Raw genomic sequence first — 17,012 nt, 5'->3', positions numbered from 1 at the left:
GAATGACGACCCGAGAAATCCAAGGACACATCGAGGAAATCTACGGCATCGAAGCCTCCCCGAGCCTGATCTCGGCGATCACCGATGCGGTGATGGAGGAGGTCACGGCTTGGCAGAACCGGCCGCTCGAGCCCTGCTACCCGGTCGTGTTCTTGCCCTCTCGGCAGATTTCTTGCAGAAATCGCCTGCCGGGTAATAGACGCGATCCGGGTCAATATCCGCAGCGATGGCGCGGTCTCGAACAAGGCGGTCTTCGTGGCCCTGGCCATCCTGCCGCCCTCTCGTGACATTTGCTTTGCAAATGCACTGCCGGGTGACAGACGGCACGCGAGACGTGCTGGGGCTATGGTTTCAGGCCAACGAGGGCGCCAAGTTCTGGGCCAAGGTCCTCAACGACCTGCGCAATCGCGGGGTGCAGGACATCCTGATCGCCGTCGTGGACGGCCTCAAGGGCTTCCCGCAGGCCATTGAGGCGGCCTTCCCCCAGACCCAGGTTCAGACCTGCATCGTGCATCTGCTGCGCCATTCCATGAGCTTTGCCAGCTACAAGGACCGCAAGGCCGTGGCTGTGGCACTCAAGGCAGTCTACACGGCCGTCGACGCGGCAGCCGCCGAAACCGCGCTGGCGGAGTTCGAGGACAGCGATCTGGCTGCCCGCTACCCGGCAATCGCCCCGAGTTGGCGACGAGCCTGGGCCGAGGTGATCCCGTTCCTCGACTATCCGCCCGAGGTCCGCAGACTGATCTACACGACGAATGCCATAGAGGCGCTGAACTCGAAGATCCGCCGGGCCGTCCGCACGCGGGGGCACTTCCCCAGCGACGAGGCGGCGGCGAAATTGATCTATCTGGCTCTGAATGCTACCTCTCAGGAGTGGAAGCGATCAGTCCGCGAATGGCACGCCGTGAAGAGCCAACTCGCCATAATGTTCGAGGATCGGTTCCCAATGGCGTAATCAAAGCGCCGGGGCACAGAATTCCGGACAGTCTCGTGAGAGGCTGCGCAAGCAGCGCCGTAACTCCCATCAGCCGCGCCTGCGCCGGGAATGTTACAGCGAGGCCAGAAACCGCTGCAGATAGGGGTCAAACTGATCGGGAACCTCCCAGAATGGGGCGTGGCCGATCCCGGGAAGGCGGTGCACGGTGTCCTCCCACAGCGTTTCATACGGCAGCGCCGCGATGAAGTCGTTGTCGATGAACACGTCATCCTCGCCATTGACGATGGCCAGCGGGCGAGTGCTGTGAATAGCCGTTGCCTGCTGATCGGCGGCAGCCGGGGCAATGATCCGTGAAAACATCAGTTTCCTTGCGCGCCCATCCGTGCGGGCCACTGCCTTGAGAAGAAACTCCTCGAACGGAGCGTTGGCGCCACAAGTGGAATGCGCGTAATCCGCCACGTTCTGCTCCGAGAACATTTCCTGCCCAGCAAGGCCCATATGTTCGCTAGGGCGAAAGCCCGCGTTAAGGGACTCGTCGCTTGCGGCGAAGGGAGGAGAGCCGGTAATCATGAGCCCGGTAAGTGCCTCGCTTCGGGCCAGCATTTCGATCCCGATGTGACCGCCAAGCGACCAGCCCAGCACGGCAAAGCGCTGGATGCCGAGCGCCTGCATCACCTCGAGCGCGGTTTCGGCGTAGCCCGGCATCCAATAGGTGCGTTCGGGGTCGGCCGCGTCTGCGCTGTCGCCATGCCCGGGAAGATCCATGGCGATGCAGCGAAACTCCTGCCCGATTGCCCCTTGAACCTGGTTGCGAAACACGCCCTTGCAGGACGAATTCCCATGGATCATCAGAAGCGCCGGGCCACTGCCGCCGGTGTCATCCACGGCGATTGTGGCATGGGTCGTATCAATGCGATGAGTCTGCAAGACGGTCTCCTCAGGATTTGGGGCGCGGCGCGAACAGCCGAGCAAAGATGTCGATGGCGCCTGCGGGAGCAATGCGCAGCACCAGGATCATGGCCACCGCGACGACGAGGAACCGCGCTTCCTCAAGGCCGCGGATACCAGCCATGGCTTCGGTCGCGAAGGTCAGCCCGAGCGCGGCGAACACCGGGCCAAGGATCGACCCCGCCCCGCCAATGAGCACCATCGACAAGATCAGCGTGGCGACCGAGAAGCCGAAGACCTCGGGCGAGGCGACGCGCAGGTAAATAGCGTAAAATCCCCCCGCTATGCCGGTGAACACTGCCGAGGCGCAGAGCACCAGCACTCTTTGCCGCGCCACGGAAATGCCCCGCGCGGTGGCATAATCGGGGTTGTCGCGCAGCGCCCGAAGCGATTTTCCGAAAGGAGAGCGGGCCAGCAACATCAGCGACGCGACCGAAACGGTCAGCAATCCGAGCGCAATGTAGTAGTAGCCGAAGCGGAAATCGCGGATGAAGGAGTAGTCACCGAGGCGCAGATAGGGCAGCCGCACGAGTCCCTCCGCCCCTCCGGTTAAGTCGCCTTGGCTTAGCACCACCTGCATGCAGAGCTGCCCGAAAGCGAAAGTGACGAGCACGACGTAGATGCCTTGCAACCTTGCGACTGGCAGCGCGATCAACAGCGCCGCCAGCGCCGCCGTGATCCCGCCAAGCGGAATGGCGAGCCAGGGCGACAGGTCCAGCGACGTGGTGAGGATCGCCGCCGTGTAGACGCCGATACCAAAGAACGCGAGGTGGCCGAAGTTGAACAGCCCCGCCAGACCAAGGCTCAGGTCCCAGTTCACTGCCACGGTGCCGTAGATAAACGCGATAATGAAGATGTGGCGCGTGTAACTGTCGGTGACGATCGCCGGGACAAGCGCCAGGATGAAAAGCGCAGCCAGCGCGAAAAGGCTTCTGTTGCGTGTCATGTGGCTTTCCCGAAAAGTCCGTTAGGTCGGAAGACAAGGACAAGGATCAGCGCCACGAACAGCACCGAGGGGGTCCAGTAAAGGCCAAGCCAAAGCACCAGCAGCGCCTCGAGCAGGCCAATGACATAGGCTGCGCCCGCCGTCGCGCCAAGGCTGCCAAGCCCGCCAAAGATCACGACGATCATCGCATTGACCAACGGATCGGCCCCGAGGCCAGGCGTCACAAAGCGGATCGAGCCCAGCAGAACGCCGGTCAGCCCCGCCAGCGCCGCCGACAGCCCAAAGGCCAGGCTGAAGGTCCGCGGCACGTCAATACCGATGAGCGCCGCCGAACCGGGGTTTTGCCCCACGGCCCTTAGCGAGCGGCCGCTGCGGGTGCGCCCGGTGTACCACCACAGTGCCATCAGCACCGCAGGCGCCAACACGATGATCAGCGCCTCATGCGCCGACACCGGCGCGCCAAGCAGGCTCACCTGTCCGTCAAGCGTGCGCGGGAGCTGCTTCAACCGCGGCCCCCAGATCATCGAAATGCCGCGTTCCAATATGGTCGAGGCCGCCAGCGTCGTCATTACGGTGATCAGCATCATGTTGCGGTTGCCGTAAAACGGGCGGACCAGCAGAAGCTCGATCAGCACCCCGGCGATGACGGCAGCGCCGACGCCGGCGACAAACCCCATCACAAGGCCGAGGCCAAACTGTTCGGACACGGTCCAGGCGATGTAGGCGCTCAATGTCATCAGCGCGCCATGGGCGAAGTTGAACACGCCGAGAGTTGTCCAGATCAGGCTGAGCCCCGAGGCCATCAGCGCGTAGAGCGAACCCAGCAAAAGGCCCGACACCAGCGTGGGAATGAGTACGCCATCCATCAGTGCGCCTGCTCTCCGAAATACATTTCCATGATCTCCTTGTGGTCGGGAGCGTCGGCGCGGTTGATCATTCGTGCGATCTCGCCCTGCTCCACGAGATAGAGTCGGCTCGAGAGCGCCAGAAGGAATTCGACGTCCTGTTCGACCACGATCAGCGGCACCCCCTTGCGGGCAATCTCGGCAATCGCCTCGCGCAGCTCACCCTTGAGGCGCGGCGATAGGCCCAGCGTTGGCTCGTCAAGGATCAGAAGCCGCGGGTTGCACATGAGGGCGCAGCCGATGGACAGCATCTGCCGCTCGCCTCCCGACAGGGTTCGTGCCCTTTGGCGTTTGCGTTCCGCAAGGCGCGGGAACAGCGCTTGCACCTCTTCGAGCCGAGTCTGCCAGCCGGACCGGGCACGCGTGTTGAAGGCGGCAAGCTCCAGCGTCTCCTGCACGCCCATGTCGCCAAAGAGTGTGTTGCCCTGTTGCGCCTGCACAAGGCCCGCCGCCACGATTGCGGAAGGTTTCGCGCCGGTGATGTCTTGCCCGTCAAAGCGCACGCAGCCCGCCGTGGGCTTCAATAGCCCCGACACGGTGTGCAGCAATGTCGTCTTGCCGTGGCCGTTGGGCCCGAACAGACCGATGGCCTCGCCCGCGTCCAGATGCAGGTCGATCCCGTGCAGAACTGGCACGGTGGCATAGCCTGCGCGCAGGCCGGTAATGTCGAGAAGCCTCGTCATGCGGCGGCACTCCCCAGATAGGCCTCGATCACGCGCTCGTCGCGGATGACTTCCTGAGGGGCGCCTTCGGTCAGCACGCTGCCTTGATTGAGGACCAGCAGCCGCTGGCTCACCGACAGCAGCAGGCCGAGAACGTGTTCAATAATGAGAATTGTGACACCCGAGCGGTTGACCCGCATCAGTAGCTCGTCAAGCGCCGCGATTTCAGGGCGGGTCAGGCCTGAAGCTGGTTCATCCAGCATCAGGATCGCCGGTTTCGATACCAGCGCCGACGCGATCATCAGCTGTTTCTTGCCGTAGACCGACAGGTCGGCCGTGGCCATGTCGCGCCGCGAGAGCTCGAACCCCACGAGGTCGAGCGCCTCTTCGCTGGCCTGTTCAAGCACCTTCCCGCCAAGGCCCGCCCCATAATGCCCCCCCAGAGCGACGGTTTCGCGCGCGCTAAGGTCGGGGAACTCTGCATCTTTCTGAAAGGTACGCGATAGGCCCGCCCGGAAGATCTTGTGCGGAGGGATGCCGTCGATGCGCACACCGTCAAAGCGGATCTCTCCTCCGGACGGGCCGAAGGGGATTCCGGTGATGCAATTGAACAGCGTGCTCTTGCCGGAACCGTTGGGCCCGGCGACGCCGAAGACCTCGCCGCGATTGACGGTGAAGGTCACATCGTTGACCGCCGTCAGCCCGCCGAAGGTCTTGGTGACGCCCCTGAGTTCGAGTATCGGTTCCGGCATGGTGCTTAGTCCATCCAGTGCGGAGTGACGAAGGCGCCGTCGGCGTAGGCGTCGGGCGAGAACAGCACGCGGGTTCCATCCTGAATCTGGTAGAACTGCAGCGGGATGTTCTCGGGGCCCTGCACCGCGAGGTGAGTGGTGGGATCGAACTCGAGCTTGCCCACGGCTGTGTCAGAAGAGGACGCCCCGATCCACTCGCCAATGGCAACGCGGTCGGCCGGATCGCCCACGGCTTCGAGCCCGGCGGCATACAGCATGACCTCTTCATACAGCATCGGACCGTAGACGCCCGGGGTGGTGTCATAGGCGGCCTCGTAGTCGCCCACGACCTTGGCCGCACGCTCGGACGCGCTGGCAGGCAACGTCCCGCCCAGCATGTTGTAAAGCACTCCCGAAGATTTCTCTGCCGTCAGGTCAAGGAACTCCGGAACCGAAGGCGCGTACTGGATGAACACGAGGCTATCGGTGGGTTGCTCCATAAACTGAGACATGAAGGCTGCGGCATTGCCCGACAGGTAGTCGGTGTTGATCACCACGGTCGGCGGATTCTTCCGCACCTGCGCGAGGAAACCACGCCAATCGCCAACTTCGCCGAAGGGAACGAGGTCGTTTACGGTGATCTCCCATCCCGCGCCCTCGAAGCTTTCCACGAGGCCTTCCGCGATGGTCTTGGAATAAGGGTTGTCGGAAGAGATCAGCGCTAGCGTTTTCTCTTCGCGGGGCACCGAGCCCTCTGCCATCAGCTGTTCGATCACCGGCAAAACGCCGGTGTTGTATGCGTCGAAGGACGGGCTGAAGGACCACACAGTCGGGAAGGCATCGGGATCTTTGGTAATGATCTCGGCAGTCTGCGCGGAGTTTGCGGAGACGAGGTAGATCATCTCCATTTCGGCCATCATGTCGATCTCGAAGTTTGACCCCGAGGCGTAACCGGTCACGATGGCGCCCATGTCTCGGTCGCCCAGCAGACGTTCGGTGGCGGTGGCGACGGAGGCCGCGCTCTGGTCAGCAGCATCGCCAACCACGAGCTCGAACGTATACTCTCCGATACCGCCTGCGGCATTGAGCTGATCGATTGCTAGCTGCGCGCCGTTCACCATCTCCTGGCCGTCGGCGGCGGCGGGGCCGGACACCGGGGCGAGAACGCCGATCTTGACCACCTCGGCGGCGGCGAGGCCGGGCAGGATGGTTGCCGCAACCAGCGAGGTCGCGGCAAGGAAGTGTCTTCTCTTCAGCATGGGGGTCTCCGAGTTGGATGTTGCTTTCTTGTTATTAGGGCTCAGCGCGTACCGCAGATGTCGAGGATCGCCGCGGCGATAACCTTGGTCGACTTGTGCAACGAGGCGAGGTCCACGTATTCGTTGTCGCCGTGGAAGCCGTCGCCGGAGGGGCCGTAGATGCAGGCATCCACCCCTGCCCCGGCATAATGCGCCGCGTCGGTCACCGCATCGAAACCGCAGACCTCGGGGGCCACGCCAAGGCTGGTGTGATGGCCGATTAGCGATTGCACCAGCGGGTGATCCACCGGCGTGTCCATCGCCGGGAAATGCAGGCCGCCCAGCTCCCAAGCGATCTGGGGCGGGTTGGCACGGGTCCAGGGGTCCAGCGCCGCAAAGGCGGCGACGAAGTCCTCGAACTCACGGCGCACCTTGATAGAGCTTTCGTGGGGCAGGAACTTCAGGTCGAGGTCCAGCGTCACCCGGTCGGGCGTCATCGCGGGGTTGGTGCGGATCAGCGGCAGGCCGTCTTCGCCGATGCCGACACCGCCGTGGATCACGCCGGGGTTGATGGTCGACAAGCCGGGCGGGCACAGCGGGTGGTAGTTGTTGCGGCAGCGTGACGCCTCAAATTCCTTAAGCGCGGCGAGGAAGCGCGCAGCGATCTCGATGGCATTGATTGCGGGCAGAAGGCGGCCCTCGACCTCGGGCTGAGGGAAGATGTCGTTATAGCGGAAACCCGCGTGGCCCGACCGCCCGATCAGCGTTACCCGAACCCATTCGAGGCCCCCCTCGGCAGGCATGACCTTATCCCAGGTAGGTTCGGCTACGATGGCGTTCTTCGCGAGATGCCCCTTGGCCACTGCGTCCATCGCGCCGAAGCCGCCGGCTTCCTCGTCGACAACCGCATGCACGGAGACTCGCCCCTCAAGGTCTATTCCGGCGGCGCGGATGCTTTCGAGCGCCGCGATGCAGGCGGCAAGCCCGGCCTTCATGTCGACCGACCCGCGCCCCCAGAGCTTGCCTCCCGACACCTCGCCGCCGAAGGGATCGACGGTCCAGTTGTCGCCGTTGCCCACCGGCACGGTGTCGATGTGACCGCAGAGGATAAGGCTCTTCTCTTCGTTGCCGGGCAGCGTGCCGATCACGTTGGGCCGGCCCGGCAGGGCATCCCAGGATTCAGTCTCGAGCCCCATGGAATCCAGCCGATCGCGCAATAGCGCGGCAACGTCGGCTTCATTGTTGAGGCCTTGTTTCGTCTCGAACTTGGGGTTCACCGAAGGAATGCGCACCATGTCGCGCGTAAGGTTGACCACCCGGTCGGGAGTGCTATCGATCTCGTCCCAGACTTTCTGCAGTGTCGTCATGTGGTCACTCCTTGCAGTTCCTCGATCAGCGCGTCGGTGCTGAGCTGTCGACAGTAGCCCTTGATCGCATTGATCGACGCGGCCTGCCGTTCGGACGTGTAGGTCAGGCAGGCATCGGTGACCTGCGTCACCAGATAGCCAAGATCGCAGGCATCACGGATGGCCCCTTCGACGCACTGGTCGGTTACCAGCCCAGCGATCACCACCTGCTTTACGCCAAGGCAGCGCAGCACGTAGTCGATGTTGGTCGACACGAAGACCGAAGAGGACGACTTCGGAAGCCAAATCTCGTCCTCGCCCGGGGCGAGCGCGTCGATCGGGCGGCCGTCCCAGGAGCCTTTGGGCACGTTGAAACCGGTGATCTTGTAGTCAAGGCTGCGGTCTCGCCCGTCCTTGGTCAGGCTTTCGATGGTTGTGTACATCACCTCCACCCCCGCCCCGCGCGCCGCATCTCGCAGGCGCTGCAAGTTAGGCAAGGTTTCGGCCTCGAAGGTGTCGAAGAAGGCGCCGTAGGTGTCGGCAAAGGCTTTGGGATCCATGTCCTTGAACTCTCCGCCGTCGCGCCGGGCCGAAAAGTTCTGGACGTCGATGTAGATCAGCGCCGAAGCGGCGGGATCGAGGGGAACGCTGCGAGTCAACATTGGGTTTCCAGTACGGTGCGGACCGCGCCGCAGAGCAGGGCCGCCATCTCAGCCTGTTCCTCCGGCGTGTCGATGAGGTCGTTGCGGATTTCAATGAGGCTGTGCGGCAGGCCGCTGGCCTCGCCATGGGCGGGCACGAACCAGTCGGACTCGTCGTCGATCTGATAGGGCTCGTTCAACGCCAAGTTGAGATCGGGCCGCTGCACGGCGAGCGCGTCCAACAGCGCCTGCGAGGTTGCCTGGTCCTTGCGGCACAAGAACCCAATGTGCCACGGGCGCAGGCCGGGCTTCGTGCGCAACTCCGGAGTGAAGCTGTGGATCGACAGCAGTATCCTGCAAGCCGTACGCCGAGCGGCCAGCACGGCGTCGTTGTAGGGGGTGAAGATTTCGTCCACCCGCCGCTGCCGATGCTCCGCACCGAGCGCGGCATTTCCGGGCACCGGCACCCCATCGGACCGCTCGGGCATGGCATCTTGCGCCTTGGGGGGGCGATTGCAGTCGATCACCAGCCGCGAGTAGCGCTGCAGTACCGCTTGGCAACCGAGCTCCTGCGCCATGATGCGAGTCACCGCCCCGGCGCCAATGTCCCAGGCCACGTGCAGTCCGAGCGCTCCGGGTTCGAGGCCAAGCCCGTCAAGCACCGTTGGAACCGCCTTGCCCGCGTGTTCGCAGACCAACAGCACCGGCAGCTCTGGCCGGTGTGGAGTTGGCGCCACCGTTTCGACCGGTTCGGGGTCGGTTTCGCGCGACAACAGGGAAACGGGCGCGCTCAGCAAGAGCGGCATCCCGGGGCGGGTCGCGCAGTGGGCGCATAGATTTGGCAAAGCGTCGTCATGGCGGAATGCTTTTGATGAATCTTTTTCAATGTCAAACAAATCACTGTAATATGATCGGATTCATTCCGTCCTTCAGGTGTTGCCCCCTGAGCTTGCGCAAGAAATAGGCAGGCACTCACCGCTCTGTTTCCATTGATTTAAATATTGAGCGCGCAACGCCGGAAAACCCGACTGCCATCCCATGGCGACCGGGCAGATACAGGTCCGAGCAAACCTGTGGCGTCTTCTCCACTCAGGGCGCCCCGCTGGAGCTGCGGCGCTTGCGGCGGTGTAGTAGCTCCTCGATTTCGAAGTTGCCAATCAGCCCGCTCGGGAGCAGCGCCATGACCGCCACGATCACGACGTCCGGCATCAGCCCCAAAAGAGCCAGCACCTGGGGCAGTTGCAGGCCCGCGATCTCAGGCCCGGTCTCGAGCCAGCGGATGGCTTCTAGCCCGATCGAGATAAGCAGCGTGCCGAACACAGCGCCGGAGACACTGCGCAGGCCCCCGAGGATCAGCATTGCCACCGTAAGGACGACGAAGTTGAAATAGAACGGTCGCGCCAAGATTGTGCCGAGGGAGAAGGCGTAAGCGATCCCGGCCACGGAAAAGAACAGCGCTCCCAACATTCATGCAATCAGCCGGGTTCGGAAAACGTTGACCCCCATTTCACGGGCCCCGATCTCGTCTTCGGCGCAGGCCCGGAGTTGCAGGCCAAAGCGGCTGTCGCGGAACCCGCGGGCGGCGAAGATCGCGATGATCACAAATACTGTGATCTGCGGCCAATCGAGCACTTGGGGAATGCCGAAGAACGCCTGGTTGCCCTTGAAGATCTTGGTGCGGTGCAGGAAGATCGAATGCACGATGACGAGGATGGCGATGCTGACGATGGTCACCCCACCCCGGTCAGCCGCGCCATGAAGATCCCTGTGAACAGACCGAGCACCCTGGTGATCGCTATTTCCATCAAGGCCGACATGGCCCCAGCGCAAAGACGTTGAGCCCCCATGGCGCATCAGGCAACGCGATGGCCTTCATCGCCGCCGGAGTCACGCAGATGGCGGCGGCGTAGGCGGCGATCCCCATGAAGGCGGCATGCGAGAAGTTCGTGAGGTTGGCATTGACCGTGAAAACCTGAAGCCCGATCACCACCAACAGGTTGACGAAGGTGGCGTAGAGCACGCGCGTCTGCCATGTCTCGCCCCATAGATAGTAGGCCCCGACAATAAGCAGTACCAGAAGGCTCAGCAGCGCAGTGCCGAGCAGCCCGCGACGTTGGCTTGAATTCATAGCTTGTCTCCCTTCTCCTTCGCGGGTGACAGGATGCCGTCGGGCCTCCAGACCAAGATCAGTGCCACCAGCGCAAAGACCAGACCGCCGTAGCTTTGCGGCAAGAGGACAAGCACCGCGACCTCGACTGCGCCCAGCAGGAAGCCGCCCCGCACCACCCCGAGCGCGCTGCCGAACCCGCCGATGACGCAGGCGACGAAGGCGGTGAGCACCGGATCGAATCCCATATGCGGTGAAACGCTGCCGCGCCATGATGAAGATGCGCGCCAGCCCCGCGAGCAGCCCCGACACAGCGAAGGCTGTGCCGATCCCCCGGCTGGCCCGCAGCCCGCATAGGCGCACCATCTCGAAATCGAGCGCAACGGCACGCATTGCCAGCCCCAGCGTACTGCGTCTGAGGAACAGCATGAGGGCGCCGATGGCCAGCGCGGTGGCCACCGTTTCATAGATCTGCAGCGACGAGACCTGCATCGAGCCGAGCAGGAACGTCCGATCAAGGAAGATGAACTGCGTCGCCGGGATCGGCCTTGGCGAGCCCAGCAGCAAAAAGAGGTTCTGCAGGATGATGCTGACCCCGAAGGCGGTGAGTAGCCCGGTGGTCTGATCCGCCCGCCGCACCGTTCGGAAGGCGAGCCGTTCCAGCAGCGCCGGCACCGCACGCAGGCGATCAGCACTGCCGTCATGAGAATGAACGGGTTGCCGGTCAGCCCCGTGCCGATGATGACCATGGAATAGCCGCCGACAGCGATCACCTCGCCACGGGCGAAGTTCACCAACCCTATGATCGAGAAGACGATGGCAAGCCCAAGTGTGTTCAGCGCGTATCCCGCGCTGAAGCTCAGGGCGTTGAGGATCTGCTGAATTGCGTAGTCCATCAGCAGATCCTCAACGCCGCGCCGTCTCCGTAGTCTGCGGACCGGCCCTTCGATGAGACGAGACCATTGTTCAGAACATAGACATAGTCCGACAGGCCGATGGCCGCAGTGGCATTCTGTTCGACGAGGAAGATTGTGACCCCCTGCCCCCGCAGCTCTCGGGTCATGCCTTAGATCTGCGCGATGATCTGCAGCGCAAGGCCCAGAGACGGCTCGTCGAGCAGCAAGATACGGGGCAGCGACATCGGCGCGCGGGCGATGGCGAGCATCTGCTGCTCCCCGCCCGAAAGGATGCCCGCAGGCGGGTCCCGGCGTTCGCCAAGGATCGGGAAGCGGGCGAACCAAAGGTCGATCTTGCGGGCTATCTCGCCCTTGCCGGACCGGACGGCGGCGCCCATCACGAGGTTCTCACGCACAATAAGGTTCGAGAACTTCCGCCGCCTCTCCGGCGACAGGGCGATGCCGCGCTTTACCCGGCCCTCGACCGGCAGGCGGATCGTTCCGGTGCATTTCGCCGTGCCGGTGGTCGCGGGCAGCGTCGAGGTCTTGCCCGCGCCATTCGGCCTTTGCAAGGCCACGCAGGTGTCCTCGGGCACCGAGATGTCAATGTCGTGAACGGCTTCGATCAGACCGTGGGTGACCCTCAGGCCAGAGATTTCGAGGATGTCTCGCAGTCCTTGGTCGGCGGCGCCTCAAGCCGTTGGCCGGAGGCGCCGCGCGATTTTATTGCCAGTCCGGTACGTTCTCAGGGAAGTCCCGCTGCAGCAGGGTGCGGGTGCCGTCCTCGAAACCGACGACCGGGATTTCGCGCAGGGCGTAGCTGCCGGTCCCCTTGAAGCTGATCTCTTCAACGGACATGACGGGGATGCTCTCGGCGCTGCGAATGGCCTCGCGCACTGCGACCGGATCGGTGGACCCTGCGGCCTCGACGCCATAGGCGACGATCCTGACGGTGTCGGCGCCCAACGATGGGAACAGGCCGTTTACCTCCATGCCCATCTCGCCGCACTCAGCCTGAAATGCGTCGATGCGGCTATCGGGGGCTGACGGAGCAAGGGTCGCGAAGAAATCCTCGTCGAGAAAACCTGGGTCTTGCTCGGCCTGGGCGTCGAGGGAGGGGTCGTCGAAGCCATCGGCGGACCCAGGCATCTAGCCCGGCCGAGCGCATCTGGCGGATCAGGAGGCCGATGTCCGGCATCGCCCACGAGATGAACACGGCGTCAGGCGCGGGGTCGAGTGCGCGCAGTTCGGCAATCTGTAGCGACAGCACCGGCATCAAGTTTCTCGACGATGGAGAGTGGCAGGCGCGCAAGCACGGTGTTCAGGGCCGACGCCAATGGCGCAAAGTGTATCTGGCCATGGATGCCGCCACGCCTGATACCCGCGCTGTGGAATTCACTCCCAGCAGCAGCGGTGACGGCCCTGTTTTGCCGGAATTGCTCTACCAGATCCCTGGGGGTAAAGAGATTGGCACCGTGACCGCCCTCAATCGGCAGATTGCTTCGCAATCGCCTGCCGGGCAATGGACAAACCGCAGAAATCCAGATCCGCATCCGCTTCACTGCACTTGGCACCAGTGAAACCGTCCGCGTGGCATGACGCCGACGGGGAAAGGGCCATCATGCGTCTGGCATATGTTGCGCAACAACACCGTTCTGCCCCATGCAAGAGCCGCCTCGGATTCAAAGCGCTTGATTAGAAAGCGAAAAATAAAATATTGTCATCAAGCGGCAAGCCATATAGGGAATGTCGATTAACATAAATTTAGGTAGATTAATGCGCTCGAATGAATTGTGTCGTGCCCCGGATTATCAGATCGCTCGGGCGCGAAAGTCGAAAATTGCCATGAGGTTTCCCACCAAAGCGACGATTTTGGCTGCCGCCCTTTGCGTTGCCCCGTGCATTGCGTCCGCCATCACTCTGAACTTTGGAGACTCGATTCAGTCGGATTTTGCGTCGACTGGGGTGATGAGCTATTACAATGTCGCGGACGGCATCAACGCCACCCTGACAAGTGACAGCAGCTTTGTGTCCGGAAATGCCTCGAAAAACGGGTCTGTCGATGACGACATCCGGGTAAACACCAAAGCTGGCACGGTCAATCTGACTCTGTCGCTCTTTGATTCGACCGTCGGTGACGGCTTCCAATCCCTTTACGATCCGGGCGTGGATTACGATTGGACGTTGGCATTCTATGACATTGACGGCTACGATCCGACAGGCACTTGGTACGAAACCGTGACTGTCTATGCCGATGCCGCAAGTGAGCTGACCTATACGGTAACCGAGACCACGGCGCTTGACGTCACGTCCGGATCTGGTTTCGCGACCTTTTCTGCCGCCGACGCGCCCGCCGTCAAAGGTCAAAACGGCCTGAACGGTGAACTCACCGCCGATCAGTCATCTGTCGCGGCGATCATCGGCATCTCGAACACATCGGTTCTGGATTTCTCCTTCACGATCGTCGACAATCGTGACCCTAACAACTCGTCGCGTAACTTGCTGATTGATGGCGGCAACATTTCACTTGCCAGCGCAACGGTCACCACGCCGATCGCGCCGGTTCCGCTTCCGGCGGCTGGCCTTCTGATGATCGCCGCGATGGCAACTATGGGCGTGGCGTCAAGACGGTCTCGCAAGTCCTGAGAAAACCGCAGATAATCTGATCTTCGATTTGACAATGGAGCGCATCATGCGCTCCTTTTTTTCCGTTAAGAACGGGCGAGGCTGCAACGAGCCGCTGAGAATGCAGCCAGTTAGGGGCCTTCCACGGCGTCTCTCGCTGTCGGTCAGGTCGCATCGGCTCCAAGCAGTTTCCATTACGTCGGCTTTCTCCGAAACAGGGCAATGCTGCGAAACCGTTTGCCGAGACGACGCACCCGCATCATCTGCAGGCGTGGCAAAAGCACGTGATCTGAAGCGCCTTGTGTTTTCAGGCCACGTCCTCCCACAACGGCAACCCGACGTTGCCACGGCACATCAACATGGGAACGCCGCGCTGCCTTCGAGGTCGGCAGTGAGCCCGATGTAGTAATGCTGCGTCGTGCGAGGACGGTGCCTAAGCGCAGGCAGCGGGGTCTGCAAAAGTCTTGGTGGTTACCCACGTTGAACGCCGCGTATGGCTCTGGCGAAGGACCGCTCTCGAACCGCCCAAGACTGAACGGCAATGGCGGAGCGTCTGTATCGACCCGGAGGCAAGAACCAGCTGGCCTCCGGATCGACAGCACCGACTCCCACCTTCAGGACTGTTCGCGGCTGCTCGTCGCACGCCCGGGCAGACTGAATTGGTGCCACAGATGATGCACCAGTCCAAGACTGGCCAGAGCCAGACCGAACATGGCCATGCCATGCCATCCGGCGACGCTCATCACCTTGACACCCACCGCAGACCCAAGTGCTGCGGCAATGTAGTAGCCCAGCATGTAAACGGCGTTCATCCGGCTTTGCGCGTTGGGGTCGATCGAGAAAACCCTCACCTGGTTCGGGATCTGAGCACCGAAGACGCCAAGATCCAGCAAGATAATGCCGATCACAAGGCCCGCCATACTGTCACCCCAGATTGCGAGCACCGCGAAGGAGGCCACCACCAGACCAAGAGCCACGGCGATGATCCGCGCAGGGCCATGCGTATCGACAAGCCGACCGGCCAGCTTCGCACCGAGGATGCCCGCCATGCCGACCAGACCGAACAGCCCCGCTTGCTGAACGCTGTAGTCAAACGGCTCTCCGGTGACATGGATGGCAAGCGTCGCCCACAGTGCGTTGAAAGCGGCAAACCAAAGCGCGCCGGTCAACGCACTTTCGCGTAGCAAGCGGTGTTTGCGCAAAAGTCCGAACATCGACACGATCAGCGCGGGATAGCTGAGCGAGACCTTGGGCTTGTTGTCTGGCAGGTTCATGCGGAGCAGAACGCCGAACAGGGCCGCCATTCCCGCGGCCACCAGGAACACGGCGCGCCAGCCGAAATATTCCGCGATGGTCCCGCTGACCGTGCGAGACAAAAGGATCCCTATGGTCAGGCCGGTCATCAAAGTGCCCATTATGGCGCCCTTGCGCGCAGGTGGCGCAAGCGACGCCCCGATCGGCAAAAGTTGTTGTGTGATGTTCGCGCCCAGCCCCACGGCAAAGAACGCAATTATCAAAACGAAAAACCCGGGAGCCACAAAAACGGCAAGCAGCGACAGCGTCAGCAGAATCGACAGATATCCGATGAGGCTTCGGCGACTCATCACGTCACCCAAGGGCGAAATGAACAGGATAGCGGCCGCATAGCCCAGCTGCGTGGCCGAGGGGACAAGCCCGACCGCCCCGTCATCGAGCCCGAGCGTTTGCTGAATCGAGGGGAGAAGAGGTTGATTATAGTAAAGATTTGCCGCCATCGCCGCGATGGCTGTCGCCATCAGCAGCAAAAGCGGCCGCGACAGGGGCGTCGGCGTGGATGTGTCGGACATTGCATTGCTTTCTGCTTCGGGCTCAAACGGCTTTCAGGACAGTTTCGCGCTCATCGCCTGCGGCGTCGGGAGTTTGGCAAGGAAGGTCGAGCGTCTGCGACATGCGCCGCCTTCGAAATGTCTGAGCGGCCGTTTGGCGTGGCCTTGTGATGTGAGGGCCGATGTAGTCGGCGCAGATACATAAGAGAAATGCTAATAATTGATTTCAGTTATACATATGGCGTATATATCACCCGATGGAGATCAGAACCCTCAGAACCTTTGTCACCGTGGCCAACCTCAAGGGCTTCTCCGCCGCCGCGCGCGCGCTGAACACGGTGCAACCCGCGATAAGTCGGCAGATATCCGATCTGGAGGATGAACTGGGCGTGCGCCTGTTCTGGCGTTCCACCCGCGAAGTCAGGATCACCACCGCCGGAGAAATCCTTCTACGCGAGGCGAGTGAAATATTCGCCCACGAAGAACGCGCCCGGCATCTTGTACAACGCGCTGGCGAAGGCCGATTGGGTCAGCTTCGGATCGGCTTTCTCAGTTCAGCCGCGCAGGGATTTTTGCCCAGCCTCGTTCGAAACTTCACAAAAACCCATCCGCAGGTGCAGGTCTCGCTTGCCGAAATGACGGCCGCCGAGCAGATCGAAGCCCTGGAGGCCGGGCAATTGGACGTCGCCTTGTCCCGCCCCCTTCCCGCTTCAGCGCCGGACTATCTCGAAAGTCTGGATATCTATTCCGATCGTCTCGTGGCCTTCCTGCCGGAAGGAAGCGCGCTTGTGTCACGTCCGCGCGTTTCGCTCAGCGCCTTGTCGAGCAGTTCCTTCGTTTTGTTCAAACGCGAAGGTGCCCCGGATCTGTTCGATCAGGTGGTCAGCGCCTGCCTCCGCGCTGGGTTCTCACCGAGAATCGTCGCCCAAGCCAATTCGATGCAAGCCGTGCTGACGGCAGTCGGTTCGGGCCTTGGCGTCACGCTTGCCCCAGCCTGTATTCGACATCTGGATACAGACGGGTGTGTCTCATGCGTTTTAACCGAAGAAACAGCCCCTATCCCGCTCCAACTGCACTATCTCGGCAGTCGTATTGAAGCAACGACGCAAGCTTTTGTGGCGTTGGTGAAGGAAGAACGAAAAGCCATTGAGCTATGGCTGAATCTGGTGTTTGGGCGGTTTGAAAGCTGGCGGTGCATCTGGTTGGTTTGATGTTGCCAAACAAA

At 62.1% G+C, this 17,012-nt stretch carries 18 protein-coding genes and 2 pseudogenes; 4 read left to right on the top strand and 16 right to left on the bottom strand.

Annotated elements, in window-relative coordinates; genetic code table 11:
- Nucleotides 1-955 (top strand): annotated as a pseudogene (locus Q4543_RS21690) (IS256 family transposase); the annotation flags it as partial.
- Between the two features lie 93 nt (nucleotides 956-1,048).
- On the opposite strand, the gene Q4543_RS21685 reads toward Q4543_RS21690, so the two are convergent.
- From Q4543_RS21685 to Q4543_RS21615, 15 genes are all read right to left on the bottom strand, one after another.
- Entirely contained in the window at nucleotides 1,049-1,864 is an 816-nt protein-coding gene (locus Q4543_RS21685; protein WP_303441802.1) for an alpha/beta fold hydrolase, read from the bottom strand.
- A 10-nt stretch (nucleotides 1,865-1,874) separates the two neighbouring features.
- The gene (locus Q4543_RS21680; protein ID WP_303441800.1) at nucleotides 1,875-2,831 is read right to left on the bottom strand and encodes a branched-chain amino acid ABC transporter permease; all 957 of its coding nucleotides are present in this window, start codon (nucleotides 2,829-2,831) and stop codon (nucleotides 1,875-1,877) included.
- On the bottom strand, nucleotides 2,828-3,697 hold the full coding sequence (locus Q4543_RS21675) for a branched-chain amino acid ABC transporter permease (protein WP_216003258.1): 870 nt from the start codon (nucleotides 3,695-3,697) through the stop codon (nucleotides 2,828-2,830). Before Q4543_RS21675 ends, Q4543_RS21680 begins: the two co-directional genes overlap by 4 nt.
- Nucleotides 3,697-4,419 carry an ABC transporter ATP-binding protein gene (locus Q4543_RS21670; protein ID WP_303441797.1) on the bottom strand — a complete coding sequence of 241 codons (723 nt, stop codon included), beginning with the start codon at nucleotides 4,417-4,419 and terminating at the stop codon, nucleotides 3,697-3,699. The genes Q4543_RS21675 and Q4543_RS21670 overlap by 1 nt, the downstream gene beginning before the upstream one ends.
- Nucleotides 4,416-5,150, bottom strand: coding sequence for an ABC transporter ATP-binding protein (locus tag Q4543_RS21665; protein WP_303441795.1), 735 nt, complete (start codon nucleotides 5,148-5,150; stop codon nucleotides 4,416-4,418). The genes Q4543_RS21670 and Q4543_RS21665 overlap by 4 nt, the downstream gene beginning before the upstream one ends.
- 5 nt (nucleotides 5,151-5,155) lie before the next feature.
- Nucleotides 5,156-6,388, bottom strand: a complete 1,233-nt coding sequence (locus Q4543_RS21660; RefSeq protein ID WP_303441793.1) for an ABC transporter substrate-binding protein — start codon at nucleotides 6,386-6,388, stop codon at nucleotides 5,156-5,158.
- A gap of 41 nt (nucleotides 6,389-6,429) precedes the next feature.
- Nucleotides 6,430-7,734, bottom strand: a complete 1,305-nt coding sequence (locus Q4543_RS21655; RefSeq protein WP_303441792.1) for a M20 family metallopeptidase — start codon at nucleotides 7,732-7,734, stop codon at nucleotides 6,430-6,432.
- A complete protein-coding gene (locus Q4543_RS21650) occupies nucleotides 7,731-8,375 on the bottom strand; it encodes a cysteine hydrolase family protein (RefSeq protein ID WP_303441790.1) in 645 nt (214 codons plus the stop codon). Before Q4543_RS21650 ends, Q4543_RS21655 begins: the two co-directional genes overlap by 4 nt.
- The gene (locus Q4543_RS21645; protein WP_303441788.1) at nucleotides 8,369-9,151 is read right to left on the bottom strand and encodes an N-formylglutamate amidohydrolase; all 783 of its coding nucleotides are present in this window, start codon (nucleotides 9,149-9,151) and stop codon (nucleotides 8,369-8,371) included. Before Q4543_RS21645 ends, Q4543_RS21650 begins: the two co-directional genes overlap by 7 nt.
- 292 nt (nucleotides 9,152-9,443) lie before the next feature.
- Nucleotides 9,444-9,821, bottom strand: coding sequence for a hypothetical protein (locus Q4543_RS21640; protein ID WP_303441786.1), 378 nt, complete (start codon nucleotides 9,819-9,821; stop codon nucleotides 9,444-9,446).
- The gene (locus Q4543_RS21635) at nucleotides 9,822-10,088 is read right to left on the bottom strand and encodes a hypothetical protein (RefSeq protein WP_303441784.1); all 267 of its coding nucleotides are present in this window, start codon (nucleotides 10,086-10,088) and stop codon (nucleotides 9,822-9,824) included. It lies immediately after the preceding gene.
- A gap of 70 nt (nucleotides 10,089-10,158) precedes the next feature.
- The gene (locus tag Q4543_RS21630; RefSeq protein WP_303441782.1) at nucleotides 10,159-11,136 is read right to left on the bottom strand and encodes a branched-chain amino acid ABC transporter permease; all 978 of its coding nucleotides are present in this window, start codon (nucleotides 11,134-11,136) and stop codon (nucleotides 10,159-10,161) included.
- Between the two features lie 220 nt (nucleotides 11,137-11,356).
- A complete protein-coding gene (locus tag Q4543_RS21625) occupies nucleotides 11,357-11,524 on the bottom strand; it encodes a hypothetical protein (RefSeq protein WP_303441780.1) in 168 nt (55 codons plus the stop codon).
- A gap of 3 nt (nucleotides 11,525-11,527) precedes the next feature.
- Entirely contained in the window at nucleotides 11,528-11,965 is a 438-nt protein-coding gene (locus Q4543_RS21620; protein ID WP_368502178.1) for an ATP-binding cassette domain-containing protein, read from the bottom strand.
- Nucleotides 11,966-12,080: 115 nt separating this feature from the next.
- Nucleotides 12,081-12,506 carry a hypothetical protein gene (locus Q4543_RS21615; protein ID WP_303441778.1) on the bottom strand — a complete coding sequence of 142 codons (426 nt, stop codon included), beginning with the start codon at nucleotides 12,504-12,506 and terminating at the stop codon, nucleotides 12,081-12,083.
- A 113-nt stretch (nucleotides 12,507-12,619) separates the two neighbouring features.
- On the opposite strand from Q4543_RS21615, the pseudogene Q4543_RS21610 reads away from it, so the two are divergent.
- Together Q4543_RS21610 and Q4543_RS21605 are read left to right on the top strand one after the other, a co-directional pair.
- Nucleotides 12,620-12,841 (top strand): annotated as a pseudogene (locus Q4543_RS21610) (transposase); the annotation flags it as partial.
- A gap of 361 nt (nucleotides 12,842-13,202) precedes the next feature.
- Entirely contained in the window at nucleotides 13,203-14,003 is an 801-nt protein-coding gene (locus Q4543_RS21605; protein WP_303441776.1) for a VPLPA-CTERM sorting domain-containing protein, read from the top strand.
- Nucleotides 14,004-14,596: 593 nt separating this feature from the next.
- Here Q4543_RS21605 and Q4543_RS21600 read toward each other — a convergent pair.
- Entirely contained in the window at nucleotides 14,597-15,808 is a 1,212-nt protein-coding gene (locus Q4543_RS21600) for an MFS transporter (RefSeq protein ID WP_303441774.1), read from the bottom strand.
- Nucleotides 15,809-16,044: 236 nt separating this feature from the next.
- Here Q4543_RS21600 and Q4543_RS21595 point away from each other — a divergent pair, with 236 nt between their 5' ends.
- Nucleotides 16,045-16,998: a LysR family transcriptional regulator gene (locus Q4543_RS21595; RefSeq protein ID WP_303441773.1), complete on the top strand. Its 954-nt coding sequence runs from the start codon at nucleotides 16,045-16,047 to the stop codon at nucleotides 16,996-16,998.
- The last annotated feature ends 14 nt before the right edge of the window (nucleotides 16,999-17,012 follow it).

This window comes from Salipiger sp. 1_MG-2023, assembly GCF_030547555.1.
Taxonomy (GTDB): domain Bacteria; phylum Pseudomonadota; class Alphaproteobacteria; order Rhodobacterales; family Rhodobacteraceae; genus Salipiger.
Note: the sequence above shows the minus strand (reverse complement) of the source record. Positions and strands in the feature narration are given on the sequence as shown.

Coding starts and splice junctions, on each gene's coding strand:
- Q4543_RS21680 (WP_303441800.1), bottom strand. CDS start 2,831: ATGACACGCAACAGAAGCCTTTTCGCGCTGGCTGCGCTTTTCATCCTG.
- Q4543_RS21675 (WP_216003258.1), bottom strand. CDS start 3,697: ATGGATGGCGTACTCATTCCCACGCTGGTGTCGGGCCTTTTGCTGGGT.
- Q4543_RS21670 (WP_303441797.1), bottom strand. CDS start 4,419: ATGACGAGGCTTCTCGACATTACCGGCCTGCGCGCAGGCTATGCCACC.
- Q4543_RS21665 (WP_303441795.1), bottom strand. CDS start 5,150: ATGCCGGAACCGATACTCGAACTCAGGGGCGTCACCAAGACCTTCGGC.
- Q4543_RS21660 (WP_303441793.1), bottom strand. CDS start 6,388: ATGCTGAAGAGAAGACACTTCCTTGCCGCGACCTCGCTGGTTGCGGCA.
- Q4543_RS21655 (WP_303441792.1), bottom strand. CDS start 7,734: ATGACGACACTGCAGAAAGTCTGGGACGAGATCGATAGCACTCCCGAC.
- Q4543_RS21650 (WP_303441790.1), bottom strand. CDS start 8,375: ATGTTGACTCGCAGCGTTCCCCTCGATCCCGCCGCTTCGGCGCTGATC.
- Q4543_RS21640 (WP_303441786.1), bottom strand. CDS start 9,821: ATGTTGGGAGCGCTGTTCTTTTCCGTGGCCGGGATCGCTTACGCCTTC.
- Q4543_RS21625 (WP_303441780.1), bottom strand. CDS start 11,524: ATGACCCGAGAGCTGCGGGGGCAGGGGGTCACAATCTTCCTCGTCGAA.
- Q4543_RS21615 (WP_303441778.1), bottom strand. CDS start 12,506: ATGCCTGGGTCCGCCGATGGCTTCGACGACCCCTCCCTCGACGCCCAG.
- Q4543_RS21605 (WP_303441776.1), top strand. CDS start 13,203: ATGAGGTTTCCCACCAAAGCGACGATTTTGGCTGCCGCCCTTTGCGTT.
- Q4543_RS21600 (WP_303441774.1), bottom strand. CDS start 15,808: ATGTCCGACACATCCACGCCGACGCCCCTGTCGCGGCCGCTTTTGCTG.
- Q4543_RS21595 (WP_303441773.1), top strand. CDS start 16,045: ATGGAGATCAGAACCCTCAGAACCTTTGTCACCGTGGCCAACCTCAAG.